Source organism: Chryseobacterium wanjuense, from assembly GCF_900111495.1.
GTDB classification, from domain to species: domain Bacteria; phylum Bacteroidota; class Bacteroidia; order Flavobacteriales; family Weeksellaceae; genus Chryseobacterium; species Chryseobacterium wanjuense.
Map to the genome: position 1 here is coordinate 1,320,893 of NZ_FOIU01000001.1, position 21,888 is coordinate 1,342,780.

Sequence of the window (21,888 nt, forward strand, 5' to 3'; positions counted from 1 at the left end):
ATAATTTTTATTTAATAATCTCTGTTTTGAAGACTTCATCGTAGTTGTGAACACAATTATTTACAAAGCCCTGTTCTGCCATCCATTTGTCGCTGTATACTTTGGTAATATATCTCGAGCCGTGGTCCGGATAGATAAGAACAACCATATCATTTTCCGAAAACTCATGAGATTGTGCATATTGCAGCAATGCCTGAGTTACCGCTCCGGTTGTATAACCTCCCATGATGGCTTCCTTCAATGCAACTTCGCGGGTTCTGTAAGCAGACATTTCATCATTTACTCTTACAAACTCATCCACTTTATCGAAAAGAAGGGCAGAAGGGATCAGGTTTTTACCCATACCTTCGATCTGGTAAGGGTGAACGTCTTCTTTATGAATTTCTCCTGTTTCGTGATAGCTTTTCAAAATAGAGCCATCTGCATCTACACCAATGATTTTGATATCAGGATTTTTTTCTTTCAAAAATTTTGCAGAACCGGATAAAGTTCCGCCTGTTCCCGTACATGCAAAAAGATGCGTTATCTTCCCTTCAGTCTGTTCCCAGATTTCAGGACCAGTGGTTTGATAATGTGCATCAATATTTAGTTCATTAAAATATTGATTAATGTAAACCGAATTAGGCGTTTCTGAAGCTATTCTTTTGGCAACTTCATAATATGATCTGGGATCATCCGCAGGTACGTTCGCAGGGCATACATAAACAGTAGCGCCAAGAGCTTTTAAATAAGCGATTTTTTCAGGTTTTGTTTTATCACTTACAGCCAGAATGCATTTGTATCCTTTGATAATGCAAACCATGGCAAGAGAGAAACCTGTATTTCCTGAAGTAGTTTCTACAACTACAGAATCTTTGTTTAATAAACCTTTTTTCTCAGCGTTTTCTATAATATGAAGTGCGATTCTATCTTTAGTGGAATGTCCAGGATTATATGATTCTAACTTGGCATAAACAGTTGCAGGAATATCTTTCGTCACAGTATTAAGCTTCACCATAGGAGTATTTCCTATTAGGCCAAGTATATTATCGTAAACATTACTCATTATTTGTTATTTTTCAATAAAAATCTGACGGCAAAAATACAAAAAAATAAATTTATTTCTAAACTTTTGTTTGATTTCAACCTCTAAAATAGCTAAAATTTATTTTTCTATCATAATCTAAATACGAAAGTTTTCAAAAAGTGAGCCAAAATCTTTAAATTTTGTTAAAAACAATAGATAATGGTCGAAAAACCTTATTTTCGCGTAATTGATTTAATACTATGAAAAATTGGACTTTTAGGCAATGGAACACCGTTCTCGGATGGGTAGTTTTCGTCATTGCATTTTTCACGTACTTGTCCACCATAGAACCCAATTTCAGTTTTTGGGATTGTGGCGAGTATATTTCTTCTGCTGTAAAACTTGAAGTAACGCACGCTCCCGGAGCTGCTTTATTCCAGATTGTGGGTGCTGTGGCAGCCATTTTTGCTTTAGGGAAAGGTGAAAATTATTCTATCGTGATCAATGCGATGTCTGCATTGTTCAGTGCATTTACGATTTTGTTCCTATTCTGGACGATTACTCATTTCGTAAGAAGACTTTTAAACAAAGATTTTGATGAAATTACAAAACATCAGGAGATTTCTATTCTTTTCGCAGGAGTGGTGGGAGCTTTATGCTTTACATTTTCAGATACATTCTGGTTTTCTGCGGTGGAAGGTGAAGTGTATTCGATGGCGTCTATGTTCATCGCGCTTTTAGTTTGGTTGATCACAAAATGGGAAAACGAGTATGCCGCACCGGATAATGAAAGATGGATTGTGCTTATTTTCTTTATTTTAGGACTTTCTGTCGGGGTTCACATGATGTGTATGCTGGCGATTCCTGCGGTTTGTCTTGTGTATTATGCAAGAAACTACCAATTCACCTGGAAGAATTTTATTTGGGCTAATGTGATCACACTGGTGATTTTAGCTATAGTATTTAAAGGAATTTTCCCGTTGATCATGACACTGTTCGGGAAACTTGAAATTTTCTTCGTAAACGGATTAGGCTTGCCTTTCCACTCAGGAACGATTGTGGCGTTTATTTTAATGGTTGCGATCTGCTACTTCCTGATTTCTTATGCAAGAAAAATGAAGAAAAATGTGTATCAGACGGTTGCTTTATCAGTAGTTTTCATGATGATCGGTTTTTCTTGCTGGATGGTAATTCCTATCAGAGCGAATGCCAATCCTCCGATGAACCTTAATGATCCGGACAACGCTATCGGAATGCTGGATTATTATAACAGAGAACAATACGGTGACTGGCCGACAATTTACGGTCAAAACTATACAGCTTTCTTAGATGCCAACGGAATTGAGAAGAATGAAGACGGAAGTTTTAAAACAACAAAGACGGGAGAAATCTACGAAAAAGACGAAAAAACAGGAACTTACAGAAAAACAGGTGACAGATTCAACTATGTTTTCAATAAGGCTCACGTAGGTTTTATGCCGAGAATGTTTAATGAGGATAAAGATGTAATGGCCAATTACATTTCAATGTACGGAGCACCGGATTTTTCATTCAATTATGGAAATGAAGATGTTGCAGACAGCCCTGAAGCGAAACAGCTTTTTGAAGAATTAAGACAAAAATATCAGGACGGATCGATCACGGCTGCAGATTATTTAAAGGTAAAACCTTATAATTTAATTAATGTTCAGAAACCTTCTTTATCTCAGAATTTAGATTACTTTTTCACGTTCCAGAACGGATATTATTTTGTAAGATACCTGATGTGGAACTTCGTAGGACGCCAGAACGACCTTGAAGGAAACATGGAAAGCACGAGAGGAAACTGGATTTCCGGAATTTCTTTCATCGACGATGCTTTATGGGGAAATCAGGAAAAAATGCCTGCTAAATTTAAAAATGAAAGTACGGTAAAATTCTTCTTTTTACCTTTATTATTAGGGTTAATAGGATTCTTTTTCCAATTAAATAAAGACTTTGGAAGATTCTACGCTTTGTTATCTTTATTTGTGTTAACAAGTCTTGGAATCATCTTCTATACAGGAGTAAAACCTTTCGAACCTAGAGAAAGAGATTATGCAATGGTGGGTTCGTTCTACGCATTTGCGATCTGGATCGGATTGGGAGCGGGAGCCATTCTTTGGTTTTTACAGTCTAAAATAAAATCGAATGCTGCGAATATTGTTGCAGGGGTAATTTTGTTGGGAGTTCCTTTCATGATGGGCTTCCAGAATTATAATGTACACAACAGACACGACAGATATACTTCTTACGACTATGGTTATTCAGTATTAAAATCTTTGCCGAAAAACGATATTCTTTTTGTGTATGGTGATAATGATACGTATCCGGTTTGGGCGATTCAGGAAACTGAAAGATTCAGGGATGATGTGAAAGTGGTGAACTTCACTTTGGCTTCCACTCCTTGGAACATCGACCAGATCAAGAGAAGAACTTACAATGCAGCACCGGTTCCGGGAGTATTGACTCACGATGACTACAGAGATGGGACAAATGACCAGATCTATATGATGAAAAAAGATGATTGGGAGGGTCTTTTCTCAATGCTTAAAGAGCAGGGCGCTCCGGAAACGGAATTTGCAGAATTCAGAAAATATCTTACCCAGGATTCAATGACATTGAAGGAAGCTGTAAATTTCCTTAAATATAAATCTCCTGCAAAAGATGAGCTTCTTAAAATGTATTTTGGAGAAGAGAAATATGAAAAATATAATATCTTACCTGTAACCAAATTTATTTTACCTGTCAACAAAGCCAATGCTTTACAGGCCGGAATCATCAATCAGGCAGATCTTCCGAATACGGTGAACCAGATCATGATCAATTATAAAGGAAATACACTTTACAAAAATAATCTGATCATGCTTGATATCCTTGCCAACTTCGATTGGAAGCGACCGATTAACTTCTCTTCAGGAGGGATCTACGACAGCGAAAATGTTTTCTATCTGGATGAATATCTTCAGTTTGACGGATTCAGTTACAGATTAATTCCGATTCACACACCGCAGACTCCGGATGGAGAATTGGGAAGAGTAGACGCCAATTCTTTATATAATGTTGTGAAAAACTTCAGATGGGGTAATTTCAAAAACCTGAATACTCACTTTGATGAAACCGCAACTTCAAACATCATGAGCTACAGAAGTTCTGCAAGCAGAGCAGCAGCAGCTTTAGCAACGATGGGACAAAAAGGAAAAGCAATCGAATTATTAGATTTAGCTTCAAAAGAAATTCCTGCTGAAAAATACAACGATCCTCGTTCATTAAGTTCAATGGTTTACGGATATATCGTTTCCGGACAGGAGAAAAAAGGATTGCAGCTGGCAGAAGTTCTGAAGAAAGGAATCTTTGAAGAATATGATTATTACATGAGTCTTAGCAAGGCAGACCAAAGCTATCTGAGAAAACAGATCAGAACAAAACCAATGGAATATTCCCTTGTAGTTTCTGCTGTTACGGATGCTTATACGAGAATCGGACAAAAAGAAAAAGCTTACGATTACCTTGTGAGATCCATTGAGCCGATTGATAAGAAATTCAATACTTTCGTTGAAGGTCTTAAAGAAATGGGCAAGGAAAAAGCGATGAGCGAATCTGAAGAAGTTCAAAAGATCACACCGTTCTATCAATATTTATTTGATGTAATGGAACCTTTTGACTCCACTTATTCGAAAGAAAAGGAAAGTCAGATCACCAATGCGATTATCAAGGCAACGCAATAAGAACAAAATTTAAAACGGAACTTCGGTTCCGTTTTTTTTATACTATTGGGATTCAAAAATTTTAAGATTATATTTGCGAAACTAAAGAAGCACAATGGGCGAGACGAAAAATAATAAAATCCCAATTTATGCTGTACTATTTACAGTCGTTTTTAAACTTTTATTCTTACTAACACATTACATTCAGGAAGATGCCTTCATTACCTGGAGAGTGGCACAAAACCTTTTGGATTACGGCGTGATCGGGTTCAACGGGGCTACCAAAATCTCTGCATCTACAACACATCTGTATGTTTTTGTTTCCTATCTTTTTAATTTAATTTTCGGGAAAGAGCATTTCATTATACCGATTCTTATCTTCAATTCAATACTTTTCAGCATAGGAACTTTACTGCTTTCTCATTTGGTTTTAAAAAATATCTGGCACAAAGCAATCTTTATATTTTTAATAGGAATTTTACCTCCAGCGATAAAAATTTCTATTCTGGGAATGGAATACGGAATCCTTTTCTTTTTAGAAATGGCTTTGTTGTACTACGGCTTTAATAAAGGAAAAAAATGGGCGTTCATCATATTGCCGATCTTAATTTTGTTCACCAGAATTGATACGGTAATTTTCCTGGGAATTGTCTTTTTGGTTGATCTATTCTGGACTAAAAAAATAAGATGGAATTATATTTTAGGGGGAATTTTAGGGATTTCAGTGGCGCTGGCTTTCAACTGGTTTTATTTTGGTGAAATTGTGAATAATACGATTATTGCTAAAAAATTAGCCTATGATAAACACTTTACCTTTGCTCAGAACTTAGAATATTTTAAGTTAAATTTTGGAAATTTCTGGGGAATGCTGAAACTTCCGGGAGATTTTAATCCGTTGACGATTTTACTTTTAATTTTCGAATTGTTATGCTTTATTTATTTAATCAGACAAAGGAAAAATAGAAATTATTTTCTTTGGATGATCTTTATTTTCGGATGGGTAAAACAACTGATTTTCCTTTCCCAGAAAAGCCTTTTCGACTGGTACTACTGGGTTCCGCAGATTTTGCTTTTTGTCCCGATCCTGATTTTTGTTTTGGAGCAGAAGGTGAAAAGAAACCTATGGTTATCACTATTAATTATCATTTATATTCTTCCGATGCTGGCTTTCCAGACCATCCATTCCATCGCAACCGGGAACGGTGAATGGAATTACAGAAGAACGATCGGATTATTTTTAAATCAATATGAAAAAGATAAAAACCAGTGGATTTTATTGGAACCGGCAGGATATGTGCCTTATTTTTCAGGTTTAAAAACGATTGATGAAGTGGGGTTGGTGGATAAGGAAGTGCAGGAAGAAATTAAAAAAGACAAACCTAATTTCTGGATCAATACCGTAAAGAAAAGAAAACCGAAATATCTGCTTTCCTACGACGATTTATATCAAAGAAAAGACGCGGAATATTTTAAAGCTCATTATAAATTATTAAAAGAATTCAGGGTAAAAGACCACCTGAAAAGTAACCATAAAATTTTAGAAAAAATATATATATTAAAACCTTCGGGAACAGATTATAATTTGTACGAAAGGATTGATTAATAGGCTGGAAGATGGAAGATGGATGCACGAAGTGTAAATATGATGTTTAAAATCTAAATCTCCCACTCAAAAAACCTCAAACTCTCAAACCCAAAACTATGAAATACTGTGCATTTCTCCGCGGCGTCAACGTAAAAGGAACCAATATGAAAATGGCGGAAGTCTGTCAGGTCTTCAAAGATGCCGGAATGGAGGATGTGGTGTCTATTTTGGCTTCCGGAAATATTGTTTTTTCTTCCGGTAAAAAAGAGGATGAATTAAAGAAAATCCTTGAAAAATCAATGTCTGAGCATTTCTCTTATGAAGCCTATTTATTTGTAAAGTCACAGAAAGAAACAGAAAATTTCTGGAACGGAAATCCATTTGAGAAAAATGAAAATTTACATTCTTATGCTTTCGTTGGAAATGACGGAATTGAAAATATTTTAATGCAGGAATTCCAAAATGCTTCTAAAACAGAAGATGAAGATGCCAAAATAGTGAATAATATTTTCTACTGGCAGGTTCCAAAAGGCAATACGCTGGATTCAACTTTCGGAAAAATTTTAGGCAGGAAAAGCCTTAAAGATCAGTTTACAAGCAGAAATATTAATACTTTTGAGAAAATAATTAAAAAAATGTAATGATGAAAAATTTTTTGTTAATCCCATTGATTGCCTTTAGTTCGTCACTTTTTTCACAGACTGCTTCTGATTTGAAGTTTACAACGACTGTTCCTGATGCTGAAAATCATTGGGTCGTTTTTCAAAAGAGCGAAGAAGCTAATGATTATAATGTAGGTTTTATTTATTTTGATGAATCTGCAGGATATTCTCTAAGAAGTTTGGGAACTCTGGTTGAAGAAAACGGAAAACTAAAATATAGAGAAGATCAAGAAACGAAAAATGCAGTATTTATAAAAAGATTGGAAAATCTGGAGTATCAATATGCAGTAATATCTCCTAAACTCTTAAAGGATTTTAATTTGCCGCCTCAACCGGAATGGTTAAAATCTTATTTGAGCACAGCTTCTAAAAATGAAAAAAATCTCAATAGAGCGAGCATGATGAATGGAGTGGGGTTTTCAAAAATGGCTTTGCCCAGATTGGAAAATTTGTATAAGAGCAATTTTAAAACAGACAAGTTATATTTCGAGCTTGCCTTCGCCTACAATGCTTTGGGAGAATTTTCAAAAGCTGAAAAAATTTGCTCTGAAGCCATCAACAATAAGATTTTTGATGATTTAATTAATAAAGAGTATGTATATTCATTGTTACATCAGGAAAAAGTTTCAGAAGCAGATGTATTTTTGACGAAAAATCTTGATCGGTACAAAAACAAATCCTACAAGTACGAAGCAATGATGAATATGATTGTTGTGAGTGCACAGCTGAAAAATATACCTTTAGCTAAAAAATGGTTGGAATTGTTCAAAAATAGTAATGATCCGGATACTGCTGAGTATATTAAAAAATTTGAAGAGTTAATAGCTGCAAAGGAAAATGGGTAAAAACTATTGCTCTCATAGTCCGTTAAAACCCTCAAATAATTTCGCATTTCCGAACTTTCTCACTATTTTTACTGAACTTTTTAATTTAAAATAAAGATGATTCAGTATTTAGATAATATCCATCACAAAGATTCAAAAAACTTTTTCCTGATTGCCGGACCTTGTATTATTGAAGGGGAAGATATGGCATTGAGAATTGCTGAAAAAGTAGTAGAACTAACAGATAAATACAATATTCCATATATTTTCAAAGGAAGTTTCAAGAAGGCCAACAGAAGCAGAGTAGATTCATTTACGACGATTGGTGAAGAAAAATCTTTGGAAATCCTGAAAAAAGTTGGAGAAACCTTCAACATTCCGACAACAACCGATATTCATGAAAATGAGCATGCGGCTTTGGCGGCTCAATATGTTGATGTTCTGCAGATTCCTGCATTTTTGGTGCGTCAGACTGACCTTTTGGTGGCTGCAGCGAAAACAGGAAAATGTGTAACCTTGAAAAAAGGACAATTTCTTTCTCCGGAATCCATGAAATTTGCGGTTCAGAAAATAACAGATTCTGATAATCAGAAGGTTGCGATTATCGAACGAGGAAATTCTTTCGGATATACCGATCTTATTGTCGATTATAGAGGAATTCCTACCATGAGAGAGTATGCTCCTGTAATTCTGGATGTTACACACTCTTTACAACAGCCGAATCAAAGCTCGGGAGTTACGGGTGGAAGACCGGATTTAATCGAAACTGTTGCCAAGGCAGGAATTGCAGTAGGAGCCGACGGTATTTTCATCGAAACGCATCCGACTCCGGAAACAGCTTTATCAGATGGTGCTAATATGTTAAGATTAGATTTACTGGAAGATTTGTTACAAAAACTGACAAGAATTCGCGAAGCTATTTTATAATCCTTTTAAACACAATAATTGTGACTTATTCAAATAAAAAAATGAACGATTGATATCATTTTACCATTATCGTTTAAATGTTAAATAAAGTTTAAATAAGTTAAAATAAAATTTATATATTCACGTTTGAAATTTTAAAACATTTCTTTTGAAAAAACTAGTTTTACCACTAAGCCTTATGGTTCCCATGTTAGTATTCTCTCAGGCAAGGAAGAAGAAGGATACTACAGCTAAAGTCAATACTATCGAGGAAGTCGTTTTCCAGAAAAAGACAACAGGAAAAACGAATGATATCACCACAGTGAAAATTTCAGCAAAAGACGCTCAGAATGTGGCAAGTATCTCCGGCGGGATTGAAGGAATCATCAAAACGCTGCCTTCTGTAAACTCCAATACAGAGCTTTCTTCACAATATATGGTTCGTGGTGGAAACTATGACGAAAACCTTATCTATATTAATGATATTGAAATTTACAGGCCTTTCCTGATCCGAAATTCTCAGCAGGAAGGTTTAAGTATCATCAATCCGGATATGGTTTCTACAGTGAATTTCTCAGCAGGAGGTTTTGAACCGCGATATGGTGATAAAATGTCTTCTGCTTTAAATATCTATTATCGTGAGCCCGAAAAATTTGAAGTTGACGGGGAAGCGAGCTTGATCGGGGGAAGATTAACAACCGGTTTTGGAGCAGGAAAAGATAGTGATGGTGACAAAAAGTTTACCGCTCTATTTTCAGGAAGATATAGAAATACGAATTTGGTTCTTAATACCTTAAAAGAGGATACGGATTTTAATCCAAAATATATGGATTTCCAGACGTATCTGAATTACCACTTCAGTCCTAAGTTCTCCATGTCATTCATCGGATATTACTCTAAGAATGATTATGAAATGATTCCTAAAGAAAGAAGTGTAGATTTTGGTTCTCTTAATCAGCCTTTGAACCTTACCGTTAATTACGCCGGCCGTGAAGACGATAAGTACAAAAATATGATGGGAACTTATTCCATGAATTTTAAACCATCTGAAAAATGGAGGTTTACTTTGGATGCTTTTGCGTATCAGAATCGTGAAAGAGAATATTATTCCATAGCTTCGGCTTATATTTTACAGACTTTTGATCCGATTACAGGAGCGCCTGTTACTTCGTATGATACTGGAGGACAAATAGAACACGCAAGAAATGATTTATTTGTAAGAACGTATGGAGCACAGTTCAGGACACGTTTTTCACCGAATGTGAATACGGATATCGAATTAGGTTTTAAATATGAAAAAGAAAACCTGAAAGATCTTACCAACGAATGGAAATTGGTAGATTCTGCAGGATACAGCCTTCCGCACGCCGAGTTTGTTGATCCGAGAAATCCCGGTGATCTGGAATTAATGTACAATATTTCAGGGCAAAATCATATTCAGCCAACGAGAATGTCTGCCTATGCACAGTATTCTCAGAAGTTTTTCTGGGGAAGCAGCAAAGTATTTGTAAATGCCGGAGCGAGGGTAGCACACTGGAGTTTTAATAACGAAACTATTTTCTCTCCAAGAGCTCAGTTTGCCTTTAAGCCGGATTGGGATACGGATATGTTGTTCAGACTTTCGGGAGGAGTGTATTATCAGGCTCCTTTTTATAAGGAAATTAAAGATTTAGATGGTAATTTTAATTCAGATATAAAATCTCAGAGGTCAATTCAGGCTATTTTGGCTAATGATTATGAATTTTATTTTGATGACAGACCTTTCAAATTAACGACCGAGCTTTACTATAAAAAAATGAATAACCTGATTCCGTATTATATGGATAATGTGAGAATCCGTTATTCAGGGAAAAATAATGCGTCGGGTTACGCTTACGGGATTGATACCAGATTATTCGGGGAATTTGTTCCTGGTGTTGATTCTTGGTTATCTGCGAGTTATGCCAGAGTTTTCGAAAATATTGATGGAAAAGGTGATATTCCTAGACCAACAGACCAAAGGTTCAGATTTGCCATGTTTTACCAGGATTATATGCCGAGATTTCCTCAAATGCGTGTAAACCTTACTTTGGTATATGCAATGGGATTACCGACGGGGGCTCCGGTTCTTACCGATCCATATCAATACCAGAAAACGTTGCCTTCCTATAAGAGGGTAGATCTAGGACTTTCGTATGCATTTATAGATCCTAAAGAAAAGAAAGGTGGCTATGGATTTTGGGGCAATTTCGATGAGCTGACATTAGGTGTGCAGGTTTTCAATGCCTTCAACATCAGAAATACTGTTTCAAACCAGTGGATTACAGATTCTAATACCAATCTGATGTATCCGGTTCCGGTTCGTCTGACAGGGCGTTTCTTTAATGTGAAACTTGAATTTAAAATTAAATAAACAGAACTTAATGAGTAAAGATTAGATTAAATTAAAAATATTCTCAATCATCTGCTAAATCTGCATCATCTGCGAAAAAATACAAACAAAAAAACTCCTGAAAACCTCAGGAGTTTTTTATTTCCCGAATTTTATAACAAGATTACAAAATTTTATAACATACCTACCACATATATTTTTAACTTTGCTGTAATGAAAAAGATTCTGGCCATATTGTTCTCTGTTTTCTACTTCGGTTTTTCTTCCGGGGCGGTTTTCAGCGTTCATTATTGTATGGAGGAATTCGCTTCTATCAGCCAGAAAGTTGATGATATCTGTAGCAAATGCGGTGTTAAAACCAAAAAAGACTGCTGCAAAACAGAAATTAAAGTTGTAAAAGTTGATGATTCCCAAAAATCAGATTTTCTTAAAATTGATTTTGCAAAACAGATTACAGAAGTTCAGCAGCATGAATTTTTGTTCGTAGACAAATCTTTTTCAGCGACCAAATTCACCCAGATTCAGATCAATGCACCGCCGGAAAATCGGCCGGTTCCCATTTTTATCCATCATTGTAATTTTAGAATTTAGAATTCGTCAGTCATTTGATAACCTTATCATTATGATGACATGACCTGTCGTTTTATGCGATGTTTTTCAACAATTCTTTATTAAAAATTATTAATTCTAAAATTTAAAACAATGAAAAAATATATCATTACAGCAGCATTATCTTTATTTTCAATCATTTCACTTTCAGCACAATCTAAAAAAGATGCACAGGTTTCTAAGCTGTATCAGAATTATATTGCTATAAAATCGGCTTTGGCTTCAGACGATGCAGATAAAACTTCAAAAGCTGCGGTAGAATTCATCAAAACCGCTTCCGCTGTTGATTATAAAGTGGTTTCTGAGGGAAATTTAAACATCCTTAGAAAAGACGCAACAGCTATTTCGGAAGCCAGAAATATTACGGCACAACGAGAAACTTTTTACAATTTATCAGACAACATGATCGGGCTTACAAAGGAATTCAAGCTTTCCGAAAATCCGATTTATGTGCAGTATTGTCCAATGGCAGACGGAAGCTGGCTGAGCGACGAAAAGAAAATTGTAAATCCATACTACGGAAGTTCTATGCTTTCTTGCGGAAGTGTTAAATCAGAGATTAAATAATTTATCTATTTCATTTAAAAATAATAAGTTGTATAGCTTAAGTTAAAGTTTACTTGAAAACGAATTGTTTAAGATTTTTGAGATCTTTGCTAAGTGAAACGCCTTTGTGAACTTAAAAATATTCTCAATAATTTCAAGAAACATTAGCGGACTTCGCGTTCAATCTAAGCAAGCTTAAACAAGCTATACAACTTAAAAATATCGAAATATTATGAAAAAAATAATAATGTTTCTACTGTTTTTATTCTCTGTTTTCACATTTGCGCAAACAACAAAAACGTTTTATACCTGTCCTATGCATCCGGAAGTCGTGTCCTCAAAACCTGGAGACTGCCCGAAATGCGGAATGACTTTAGTTAAAAAAACGGTCATCATAAAACCGAAAGTTGTAGCAAAACCACAGGTGAAACCTTTACCGAAAACAGAAGTAAAATCAACAGAAAGTAAGAATAAGGCTAAAACTAAGGTTAAGGCTAAGATTAAGGTTGAGAAAAAGCCTGATGTTAAAAAAATAAATAAGTCTAAGGAAACGAATATTGTTAAACCAGTTTTAAATTCTAAAAAGCAAAACCAAATTAAATCAGAAATTTCATCTGATTCTAAACCTGAGCCTCAATCTCAACCTCAAAAATACACCTGCCCAATGCATCCGGAAATCATTTCAGATCACCCGGGGAAATGCCCGAAATGCGGAATGGATTTGGTAGAAATTGAAGATCATTCTAAGCATCAAGCTGAACCTGAACCTCAAAATTCTGTTTTAAAAAGAAACTCAGAAAACGGGAAAGTAAGCTTCGGTGGAAAAACGGTTCGCTACGATTTATATGTAAAAGATACGATTGTAAATTTTACAGGAAAAACCCGCCGGGCAATTGCAGTAAACGGAAAATTACAGGCTCCGACTTTATATTTTACAGAAGGAGATACAGCAGAAATTTACCTTCACAATATGCTGAAAGAAAATACAGGTTTTCATTGGCATGGCGTGATTTTACCGAACGAACATGATGGTGTTCCGTATCTTACAACAAAGCCAGTAAAACCGGGAGAAACTCATTTATATAAATTCAGGGTTTCCCAAAACGGGACGTATTGGTATCACTCTCACGAAGCGCTTCAGGAGCAAATCGGGATGAACGGAATTTTAGTTTTTCAAAAGAGGGAAGGAGAACCAAAGGTGAATTATACCAAAGAAATTCCTGTATTGCTGGGAGATTGGAGCGATGAAGATCCGATGCAGATTGCAAGAAGGCTTCACATGGCGAATACGGATTGGTATGCCATTAAGAAAAATGCAGTTCAAAGTTATTGGGAAGCTATAAAATCAGGAAATTTCGGAACAAAAGCCCTCAACGAATGGAAAAGAATGGAGGCGATGGATGTGAGTGATGTTTATTATGATAAATTTCTCATCAACGGACTTCCAAGTTCGGATTATTCACATTTAAAAAAAGGAGATAAAGTCCGGCTGAGAGTAGCCAATGGAGGTTCGTCAACCTATTTCTGGCTGAATTTTGGAGGCGGGAAAATAAAAGTAATTGCCAACGACGGAAATGATGTGGTGCCGGTAGAAGTTGACCGTCTGATAGTCGGGGTTTCCGAGACCTATGATATTGAAGTGACAATTCCTGAGGATAAAAGTTTTGAATTCAGGGCAACTTCAGAAGACAGGATCGGTCATGCATCGCTTTGGTTGGGTTCCGGTGAAAAAATGAATGCTCCGGATTTACCGAGGTTAAAACTTTTTGAAGGGATGAAAATGATGAACGGTATGATGGAAATGAGCGGAAATATGAAGCCCATGAACATGACAATGAGCAATCAGATGATGGATATGAATGAAGTAATGTATCCTGAACTTCCTGAAAGTCAGCGAAAAATGACCATGAAGCACATGAATGAAATGATGGGAATTAAAACTGAAGAAGAAGATCACTCCAATCATTCGGGAATGAATATGACGGAGGAAAAATCCATTAAAAGATTGTCGTATAATATATTGAAGTCCCCGGAAAAAACGATTCTTCCCACCGAAAATGTAAGGGAATTAAAATTTAGACTGGAAGGAAATATGAACCACTATTTGTGGACATTAGACAATAAAACGGTAACCGAGACCGACAAAATTTTAGTAAAAAAAGGTGAAATTCTGAGAATTACGATGTATAATAATTCGATGATGCGCCATCCGATGCACCTTCACGGTCATGATTTTAGGTTAATTAATTCAAAAGGAGAATATTCACCGTTAAAAAATGTGGTTGACATCATGCCGATGGAAACCAACACAATTGAATTTGCTGCCAATCAGGATGGTGACTGGTTTTTCCACTGCCACATTCTCTATCACATGATGGCGGGAATGGGAAGAATTTTTAGTTATGAAAATTCAAAGCCGAATCCACAGCTTCCTGACAGAAAATTAGCATGGAAAAACTTCCTGAAAGATAATAGAATGATCAGTTCGATGGCGATGCTGGATATCAACAGCAACAAAATTCATGCAGAAACAATGACGATGTTCGGGCCAAGATGGGCTAATTTGAATGAATTTCATACCAATTGGGATTTCAATCATTTTGACGGCAATTTCAAGGTGGGAAGATTTTTAGGAAAATTCCAGTGGGCACTTCCTTACGCGGGTTTTAGAATTCAAAAAAATCATGAAATCATGGAAAGACAAATGATGGAAGATATGGGGATGGATTTTCATGGGAAGAAAACCTGGTTCGGTCAGCAAAAAGCATCAAAAACCCGTGGAGCTTTTGTTGTGGGGATGCAATATCTTCTGCCGATGCTGATTACAGCCGATGCAAGTGTAGACCAAAACGGAAAAGTTTTATTGGAATTCAGCAGGGAAGACATTCCACTTTCCAGAAGATTGAGAGGAAATTTTACCGTAAATTCTGATGGTGAATTCAATACAGGATTGCGATACATATTGCAAAAATGGCTTTCTGTTTCCGGAAATTATGATAACGAATTTGGATGGGGAGCCGGAATTACTTTAACGTATTAAAATTAAGGAACTCAAAAGGAGTTCCTTTTTTTTGCAAAATCTAATTATTTAAGTTTGACAATGGCGACACTTGAAGGGTTTGTTAAAGTAAAGTTTTATAAAAATTTATTTAAATATTCTTCCAAATCAAAGTCTTTATTTTTAAAATTTAGATTTGCTTTAAAGCTTTTGTCAAAATTTGCTATTTCAAGCCTGTCCTTTACTTTTCGTTTAGAATAATAGGTGAATTTGTGCATAACGCCGGGAAAAATATCAATGCCTTTTGATAGTTGTATAATGGCTTTATTAAAACTTAATAAAAAAATCTCATCCTCTAAAAAGATAATATCACACTTTCTATAAGTGATTTTTGCACCGATTTTTTGATAGGATTCCGTTTCTGTTTCAACATTTTTTACAATGCTGTATTTTCTGTCTTTGATGAAATTAAAGAAGATTTTGCGGGTATATTTAAAATAAAAATAGAATATGAGGTTGATTAAAATCCAAAATAGGATCACTCCTCCAATCAAAAAATATATTTCCATCGTTCAACAAAAATAAAAAAACGGAGCCTGAAAATCAAGCTCCGCCGTATACATTTACGTTAAAATTATTTACCTAAATAAGATTTCAAAATCTTACTTCTGGTATTATGTTTTAATCTCTTGATCGCTTTTTCTTTGATCTGACGAACCCTCTCTCTTGTTAAATCAAAAGTTTCACCAATTTCTTCCAAAGTCATCGGATGTTTTCCGTTCAGACCGAAGTACAATCTTACCAAGTCAGCCTCTCTCGGCGTCAAAGTATTTAATGCTCTTTCGATCTCGATTTGTAGAGACTCCAGCATCAGATCTTTATCCGGGCTAGGAGATTCTCCTGAACGCAATACATCATAAAGATTAGAATCTTCACCTTCTACCAAAGGTGCATCCATAGACAGGTGTCTACCGGAGTTTTTCATAGATTCCTTGATATCTTCCTCGCTCATGTCAAGAACTTCAGCCAATTCTTCCGGAGAAGGCGGTCTTTCATTTTCCTGCTCAAGGTGAGCGTATGCTTTGTTAATTTTGTTGATTGAACCAATTTTATTTAACGGTAATCTTACAATTCTCGACTGCTCTGCCAATGCCTGTAAGATCGACTGACGAATCCACCAAACCGCGTAAGAGATAAATTTGAAACCTCTGGTCTCATCATATCTTTTTGCAGCTTTCATAAGTCCTAAGTTACCTTCATTGATCAAATCGGGTAAAGAAAGACCTTGGTTTTGGTATTGCTTAGATACAGAAACTACGAAACGAAGGTTGGCTTTGATCAGTTTTTCCAATGCTGCTCTGTCGCCAGCACGGATTCTTTGTGCCAATTCTACTTCTTCGTCTGCAGTAATCAATTCTACTTTACCAATTTCCTGCAAATACTTGTCTAATGAAGCAGTTTCCCTGTTGGTAACCTGCTTAGTAATTTTTAACTGTCTCATCTATTTTTTTCCTCAAAAAAGAGTTACTATACATTATACGTTTGAAAAGGTAAAAAGGTTACACAGGTTTCAATTATTTTTTATTTATTTAAATTAAAATTGAAAAATTAGTTGTAAATTGTCGCTCCCACTAGATAAAACAGTGATTTTTTCATTTCAATACTTAGGAAAGATTTGAAATCTGTATCAAAAAGTATTTAATTCAGCTTTAAACTTGTTGGAAATTTTTATTAGAAGCTATTTCCTGCTTTCCACTATATCTTTTTTGTTACGGGGCTCCTGAACAACGTTCGGAAACTTTCAGTTTATGCTCCGCCCGCAACAAAAAAGGATGCCGTTTCAATCAGGGCTAGGGCTGTAGTCATTTCTTTAAATATTAGGAAATATCCACAAAGTTTGTCATACTGAAAGCATCTAGATAAGAATCTTTCCAAAATATTTTCTAATACTATGTTTAAATGCTTTCAGCCTGACACTGGATAAAACTTACGGATAGTATTAGCGTTGTCAGGCTGAGGCTCTCGAAGCCTTTAAATTTAAATAATAGTTTCTTCTTCGCCAGAATGACACACTTAGAAAATAAATAAAAAAGACGTTGAAAAAAATCAGCATGACAAAATCTGTGGTAAATCAATGTAAAAAATCGTGTCCATTCGTGAAAAATCAGTGTCATTTGTGTTTTAAAAACAAAAAAAGCGAAACCAAAGTTCCGCTCATATATTTTAAAGTTTGACAATCAACAAAAACCATCAACTATTAACTAGCAACCATCAAAACAAATCATTCAACAATTTCGCCAGTCTCAACCCTCCGTAAAGAAGCTGTCTTTCCATAGTATCATTGAATTTATACTGATAATCATAAGACAATTTGGAATCATTGGGTGTTTGCGCGTAGATTTTATTGGCGATTTTATGAGAATCGTACAACCAGTCTTCTAGCGTTCCTGTCTGGATCTGTTTTACTTCATCATTGGTTTTGATATCAAGTAATTTTGCATATTCCGTGTAGCTGTATTTTTGAGAATCTACCAATTTGCTGTCCCAAACAGAGTGCAGATTGGTTTTATCACCAAAATAAGTAACGTTGATTTTATTTCCGCCTAAATCTTCAGCTCTTCCCACATGCAGCGGCTGCGCCAAATCTCCCATGATGTGAATTAAGAAAATTAATGCTATTTTTCTGTCTTTTTCGGAAGTTTTTTCATCTTTGATCTGGCTCGACAATATTTTGATCTGAGTATATAAACTTGGCCCTGCCTGAGCTTTTAAATTTTGTTCAAATGCTTTGAAATCCGTTTGTGGATCGATGTTTACATAATGCCATGATGACGCTTCTTTCCAGACTCCTGTGGTATCGGATTTGACGAAATCCGGCCAGTTTGCCCAGTAAGCAAGGCGTTCTCTCCCCATCATTTTTTTAATCTCTCTTCTTGCCTTTCCGGAAAGGTGGTTTTCTGCAATTTCTGCAATAATTCTGTGTCCCGTTAATCCCCATGCATACGAATAAAGCGAAGATGCCATGAATGCCAGAATCAGAATTTTAGAATACATACTTTTCATTGTAAATAACATTTTCAGGGTGCAAAGATACGGTTAATTTGAGGTTTACATTAATGGTGGACTAATGATTTAAAAAATTAACTAAAACTTAAAATTAACATGAAATTGGAATGAAAAATAAGATAAACCCCTTTAAACGCGACAACCGCAAGGTATAATATAACCAATACTTTTATTTTTTCGTTCGCAAGGGCACTTTGTTCAACAAATGATAGCAGAATGAAACATAATTGTTAAAACTAGATTAAATATCTCCTTTCCAAGCCATAACCTTAATGTCAACCTTAAAATTTCCGTATTTTTACGGTTTATGATTGATATTATTCTTTTTAATGCCAATAAATTAGTATTTTTAGAATAAAATTAATTGGAAAATATTTTTTCAATAATTTGAGATATATTATTTTTACAAGCCAAAATCACAGCAAACACTATGTATGAGAATAATATTGTAGAGATGAATTACAATAAGCTGCAGACAGATTTCAAGGCAGAAGCTGTGGCAGTTAACCTCCTGAAATATCACAGGGCGGTAAGCAATATCTTCATTGAGCGGATCGGGATTAATGATCGTGCTTATTTAAAGGATATTAAGAGTATTTCGAGCAATTATTTAGGATTCGACGAAGAAGTTTTTACCATAGAAACGTACAGGGAAGGGATTTACGATTATCTTCCGGAAGGGTTGTTTCATCCGCCGTCGCTGGGTGCTTCAAGGAAAAATGTAGAAAGTGTTGTACGGGAAATCCGCAAACAGAAAAGGGTAGAAGAGGACGCCAGAAAATTTTTCCGGCCGTTCGAATTGGAAATATTTTTCACCGAAATCAGTGCTTTGCTTAAAGAATCTGATTTTGAAATCTCGAGCGATACCGACGCGCTTCTTGATACCGTAAGCGAACTTTGGCCGTTGATCAATATGCTGGACAAGCAGAATGCCTATATTTTCATTTATATTTTACCGTTTTTTCACCAGATAAGAGGCGATAAAAAATGGTTTGAAAGATGCATGACGGCTTTTTTGCATGTTCCTGTAGAAGTTACTTTTTTACCTAATATTATTGATGGAATCGAAGAAAATGATGATTCGATGCTGTTGGGAAATTCCAGGTTAGGGGTTACTTACATTCCGAGCGGGAGACATATGGACGGACAGAGAAACTGGGTGGTGAATATCGGCCCGATTCCTTATTCGGATATGAAAAAATATATCGACGGAAATCCGTTCCGGAAAGTTTTACAGGCTTTGTATGATTATTTTTTACCTATAAGCGTAGATGTGGTGGAAAATTTTATCACAGAAAAAAAAGAATATTCTTTTGCTCTGGAAGATGATGAAAGAAATGCAAACCGGCTTGGTTACTCTACATTCCTGTGAAAATTTTTAACTATATTTACATTCACCAATAAAAATATTAATTAGAGAAAGACAATGGAAGTTTCTTCAGTAAAAGGGATCTTTTTAAGGTATATTTTAATGCCTTTATTTGCGGTAATTATGATGGTTATTTTAGGCGCCATCAGAAGAAATAAGCCTGCAATCAAGATCAAGACCATTATTATATATGTTCTGTTGTGCAGTTTATGTCTTGCCATTCCGGGAGTTTTCGGTTTTGCAGGCAATCTTTTTAATCCTTATTGGTATCTTATTGCACAGATTGTTTACCTTATTTTAGGGATCATTCATGTGAATTTATCAGATAAATATTTTAAAAAGCATTTAAATTCTTTAACGAAAAGTATTCTTTTTGAATCGATACTTTCATTGACGTGTATTGGTTTCGGAGGTTATCTTTTTTACCTGATTTTCAATTGGATGAGCAAAGGAACGGGATATCCGATCATGGCGGCAACGAGTATGTTTATTTTTATTGTGCCGTTGGTTTTCCATTACTGTTACATTCAGCTGATCAGTATTCCTGTTGATATTTATAAAACATGGAGATATTCGCCGGATCAGAAACTTCCGGATTTTGAAGGTGCTGATTTCGACAGGTTAATGGTTTTAAATGTGGAATTAAGCAAGAATCTTGAAGATGCCAACAGATTCAGAATCAAGGCTAAAACTTTACCGACAGGTGTTACCTTCGGAGATTGGTTCTACAGGGTTGTGGATGATTACAACCACAAAAATCCGAATTCGATCATTCATCTTTCGGATCAGGCGAGAGAGCCTTATTACTGGATTTTTTATACGAAAAAGTCGTTTTTCAGTTTCAGAAAATATATAGATTTTGACCAGGATATTATGGAAAACAGCATCGCCGAAAATGATGTCGTGATCTGTAAAAGAGTGATCCAACACGAGGAAGAAGGAATAAGAAAACCACAATCACACACAGTTTAAAAAATATTGAATATGATACAGCCTATTAAGCATTTTGCAATCAATTGGGTTGACGGGATGAAGGTTTCCCAGAGACATCTGAATGATCAGGATAATTTTTTAATTGATACCATCAGAGATTCCAACTCATTGGCAATCACTACATATAACTATGGGCTTTTGCCTATCTCCAACGAATTTACGGACAGAACGATTTTTGATGTTCATAATACAGCTACCAACGATGTGCAGCTCGTAATCAAGCATTGCAGTGCTATCACAATGGCCGGTTACAGAATTGAACTCAACGACAGGAGAGTAAGCGTAAAATCGTTGGCCAAATCAATGAACGAAGAGCAGGCCGATGGTGAATATTATATCTTAATTTCTGTTAATCCGTTTGATAAAGTTCCGTTTGGAGATATCGATCCGGAGGAAATTCCGCCGCGTCACCCGAATACCCAATCGAACCACCATATCGAATTACTTCCCGTAACTTCCCTGAACAGCAGTTACTCAGGAGGAAATTATTTAATCATCGGGAAAGTGGATTTAAAAGGAAATATTGCTCAGGTAGATTCTAATTTTATTCCGCCGTGTACATCGATTCAGAGCCATCCTGCATTGTTGGATTACTATAATAATTATGCAAAATCTATTGGAAATTTACAGCAATATGCTTTTAAAATTATCCAAAAAACTTCGCATAAAAATCAGAATACGGCATTAGCACAAAATGTTAAGTTCCTGTGTAATACGATGATAAATACATTTGGAGATATGTATTTCCAGTTCAGAAATATTACGCCGTACCAACCGCCTGTATTTTTGATCGAATCTTTTGCCAAGCTTGCGCTTCGTTTATACAATGCGACTCAGGTGCTGGTTCCTGCAGAATTGGAAGAAATGCTGAATTATAGCTTAGAATGGAGTGAGATTGCTCCTCATACTTTACTAAACCAGCTATCCATCGTAGCTGAAACAAATTATGACCACCACAATTGCGGAGAACCATTACTTTATATCCAGCAAATGTTGAGAAGCCTGGAAACAATTTTCTCTAAACTGAGCGAACTTGATTATATCGGTCAGAGAAAAGAAAATATCATTGTTAATGAACAGGAAGTTTCAAACAACAACAATCCGAAAAGAGGTTGGAGTGTTTTAGATTAATCTAAATTCTATTTAAAATATAATAAATCCCGTTATTTGAAATTTCGGGATTTTTTGTGTATAGTTGTTTTTTTTAGTCTCGCAGATGATTATGTTT

General features: G+C 35.6%; 16 protein-coding genes. 12 read left to right on the plus strand and 4 right to left on the minus strand.

Features of this window, described 5'->3' with window-relative positions; translation table 11 throughout:
• Positions 1-7 precede the first annotated feature (7 nt).
• A complete protein-coding gene (locus tag BMX24_RS05995) occupies positions 8-1,045 on the minus strand; it encodes a PLP-dependent cysteine synthase family protein (RefSeq protein WP_089791142.1) in 1,038 nt (345 codons plus the stop codon).
• A 221-nt stretch (positions 1,046-1,266) separates the two neighbouring features.
• Between BMX24_RS05995 and BMX24_RS06000 the strand changes: the two genes are divergently transcribed.
• The 9 genes from BMX24_RS06000 (at position 1,267) to BMX24_RS06040 (ending at position 15,274) form a co-directional block, all read left to right on the plus strand.
• On the plus strand, positions 1,267-4,752 hold the full coding sequence (locus BMX24_RS06000; RefSeq protein ID WP_089791143.1) for a glycosyltransferase family 117 protein: 3,486 nt from the start codon (positions 1,267-1,269) through the stop codon (positions 4,750-4,752).
• 94 nt (positions 4,753-4,846) lie between these two features.
• Complete coding sequence (locus BMX24_RS06005) at positions 4,847-6,334, plus strand: hypothetical protein (RefSeq protein WP_089791144.1); 1,488 nt, start codon at positions 4,847-4,849, stop codon at positions 6,332-6,334.
• 98 nt (positions 6,335-6,432) lie between these two features.
• The gene (locus BMX24_RS06010) at positions 6,433-6,957 is read left to right on the plus strand and encodes a DUF1697 domain-containing protein (RefSeq protein WP_089791145.1); all 525 of its coding nucleotides are present in this window, start codon (positions 6,433-6,435) and stop codon (positions 6,955-6,957) included.
• Positions 6,957-7,823, plus strand: coding sequence for a hypothetical protein (locus BMX24_RS06015; protein WP_089791146.1), 867 nt, complete (start codon positions 6,957-6,959; stop codon positions 7,821-7,823). The genes BMX24_RS06010 and BMX24_RS06015 overlap by 1 nt, the downstream gene beginning before the upstream one ends.
• Positions 7,824-7,919: 96 nt before the next feature.
• A complete protein-coding gene (kdsA, locus tag BMX24_RS06020; protein WP_089791147.1) occupies positions 7,920-8,729 on the plus strand; it encodes a 3-deoxy-8-phosphooctulonate synthase in 810 nt (269 codons plus the stop codon).
• A gap of 148 nt (positions 8,730-8,877) precedes the next feature.
• Positions 8,878-11,100, plus strand: coding sequence for a TonB-dependent receptor plug domain-containing protein (locus BMX24_RS06025; RefSeq protein ID WP_089791148.1), 2,223 nt, complete (start codon positions 8,878-8,880; stop codon positions 11,098-11,100).
• A 192-nt stretch (positions 11,101-11,292) separates the two neighbouring features.
• Positions 11,293-11,670, plus strand: a complete 378-nt coding sequence (locus BMX24_RS06030) for an HYC_CC_PP family protein (protein WP_228404702.1) — start codon at positions 11,293-11,295, stop codon at positions 11,668-11,670.
• Between the two features lie 111 nt (positions 11,671-11,781).
• On the plus strand, positions 11,782-12,255 hold the full coding sequence (locus BMX24_RS06035; protein WP_089791149.1) for a DUF3347 domain-containing protein: 474 nt from the start codon (positions 11,782-11,784) through the stop codon (positions 12,253-12,255).
• Between the two features lie 226 nt (positions 12,256-12,481).
• Complete coding sequence (locus BMX24_RS06040) at positions 12,482-15,274, plus strand: multicopper oxidase domain-containing protein (protein WP_089791150.1); 2,793 nt, start codon at positions 12,482-12,484, stop codon at positions 15,272-15,274.
• A gap of 95 nt (positions 15,275-15,369) precedes the next feature.
• Here the strand turns inward: BMX24_RS06040 and BMX24_RS06045 are convergent, their stop codons facing one another.
• The 3 genes from BMX24_RS06045 to BMX24_RS06055 form a co-directional block, all read right to left on the minus strand.
• Complete coding sequence (locus BMX24_RS06045) at positions 15,370-15,801, minus strand: hypothetical protein (protein ID WP_089791151.1); 432 nt, start codon at positions 15,799-15,801, stop codon at positions 15,370-15,372.
• 65 nt (positions 15,802-15,866) lie between these two features.
• Complete coding sequence (locus BMX24_RS06050) at positions 15,867-16,733, minus strand: sigma-70 family RNA polymerase sigma factor (RefSeq protein WP_002979276.1); 867 nt, start codon at positions 16,731-16,733, stop codon at positions 15,867-15,869.
• A gap of 770 nt (positions 16,734-17,503) precedes the next feature.
• Positions 17,504-18,295, minus strand: a complete 792-nt coding sequence (locus tag BMX24_RS06055) for a S1/P1 nuclease (protein ID WP_089791152.1) — start codon at positions 18,293-18,295, stop codon at positions 17,504-17,506.
• A gap of 433 nt (positions 18,296-18,728) precedes the next feature.
• On the opposite strand from BMX24_RS06055, the gene BMX24_RS06060 reads away from it, so the two are divergent.
• The 3 genes from BMX24_RS06060 to BMX24_RS06070 are packed head-to-tail and all read left to right on the plus strand — an operon-like array spanning position 18,729 to position 21,791.
• Complete coding sequence (locus tag BMX24_RS06060; protein WP_089791153.1) at positions 18,729-19,670, plus strand: type VI secretion system baseplate subunit TssG; 942 nt, start codon at positions 18,729-18,731, stop codon at positions 19,668-19,670.
• Positions 19,671-19,724: 54 nt separating this feature from the next.
• The gene (locus BMX24_RS06065) at positions 19,725-20,639 is read left to right on the plus strand and encodes a TssN family type VI secretion system protein (protein WP_089791154.1); all 915 of its coding nucleotides are present in this window, start codon (positions 19,725-19,727) and stop codon (positions 20,637-20,639) included.
• Between the two features lie 12 nt (positions 20,640-20,651).
• Positions 20,652-21,791 carry a hypothetical protein gene (locus BMX24_RS06070; RefSeq protein WP_089791155.1) on the plus strand — a complete coding sequence of 380 codons (1,140 nt, stop codon included), beginning with the start codon at positions 20,652-20,654 and terminating at the stop codon, positions 21,789-21,791.
• Positions 21,792-21,888 lie beyond the last annotated feature (97 nt).

Excerpts from the sequence above, each read along its gene's own strand:
- BMX24_RS06030 (WP_228404702.1), top strand. The coding sequence starts at position 11,293 with ATGAAAAAGATTCTGGCCATATTGTTCTCTGTTTTCTACTTCGGTTTT.
- BMX24_RS06010 (WP_089791145.1), top strand. The coding sequence starts at position 6,433 with ATGAAATACTGTGCATTTCTCCGCGGCGTCAACGTAAAAGGAACCAAT.
- BMX24_RS06050 (WP_002979276.1), bottom strand. The coding sequence starts at position 16,733 with ATGAGACAGTTAAAAATTACTAAGCAGGTTACCAACAGGGAAACTGCT.
- BMX24_RS06060 (WP_089791153.1), top strand. The coding sequence starts at position 18,729 with ATGTATGAGAATAATATTGTAGAGATGAATTACAATAAGCTGCAGACA.
- BMX24_RS06015 (WP_089791146.1), top strand. The coding sequence starts at position 6,957 with ATGATGAAAAATTTTTTGTTAATCCCATTGATTGCCTTTAGTTCGTCA.
- BMX24_RS06040 (WP_089791150.1), top strand. The coding sequence starts at position 12,482 with ATGTTTCTACTGTTTTTATTCTCTGTTTTCACATTTGCGCAAACAACA.
- BMX24_RS06035 (WP_089791149.1), top strand. The coding sequence starts at position 11,782 with ATGAAAAAATATATCATTACAGCAGCATTATCTTTATTTTCAATCATT.
- BMX24_RS06000 (WP_089791143.1), top strand. The coding sequence starts at position 1,267 with ATGAAAAATTGGACTTTTAGGCAATGGAACACCGTTCTCGGATGGGTA.
- BMX24_RS06070 (WP_089791155.1), top strand. The coding sequence starts at position 20,652 with ATGATACAGCCTATTAAGCATTTTGCAATCAATTGGGTTGACGGGATG.
- BMX24_RS06045 (WP_089791151.1), bottom strand. The coding sequence starts at position 15,801 with ATGGAAATATATTTTTTGATTGGAGGAGTGATCCTATTTTGGATTTTA.
- BMX24_RS06055 (WP_089791152.1), bottom strand. The coding sequence starts at position 18,295 with ATGAAAAGTATGTATTCTAAAATTCTGATTCTGGCATTCATGGCATCT.
- BMX24_RS06005 (WP_089791144.1), top strand. The coding sequence starts at position 4,847 with ATGGGCGAGACGAAAAATAATAAAATCCCAATTTATGCTGTACTATTT.
- BMX24_RS05995 (WP_089791142.1), bottom strand. The coding sequence starts at position 1,045 with ATGAGTAATGTTTACGATAATATACTTGGCCTAATAGGAAATACTCCT.
- kdsA (WP_089791147.1), top strand. The coding sequence starts at position 7,920 with ATGATTCAGTATTTAGATAATATCCATCACAAAGATTCAAAAAACTTT.
- BMX24_RS06065 (WP_089791154.1), top strand. The coding sequence starts at position 19,725 with ATGGAAGTTTCTTCAGTAAAAGGGATCTTTTTAAGGTATATTTTAATG.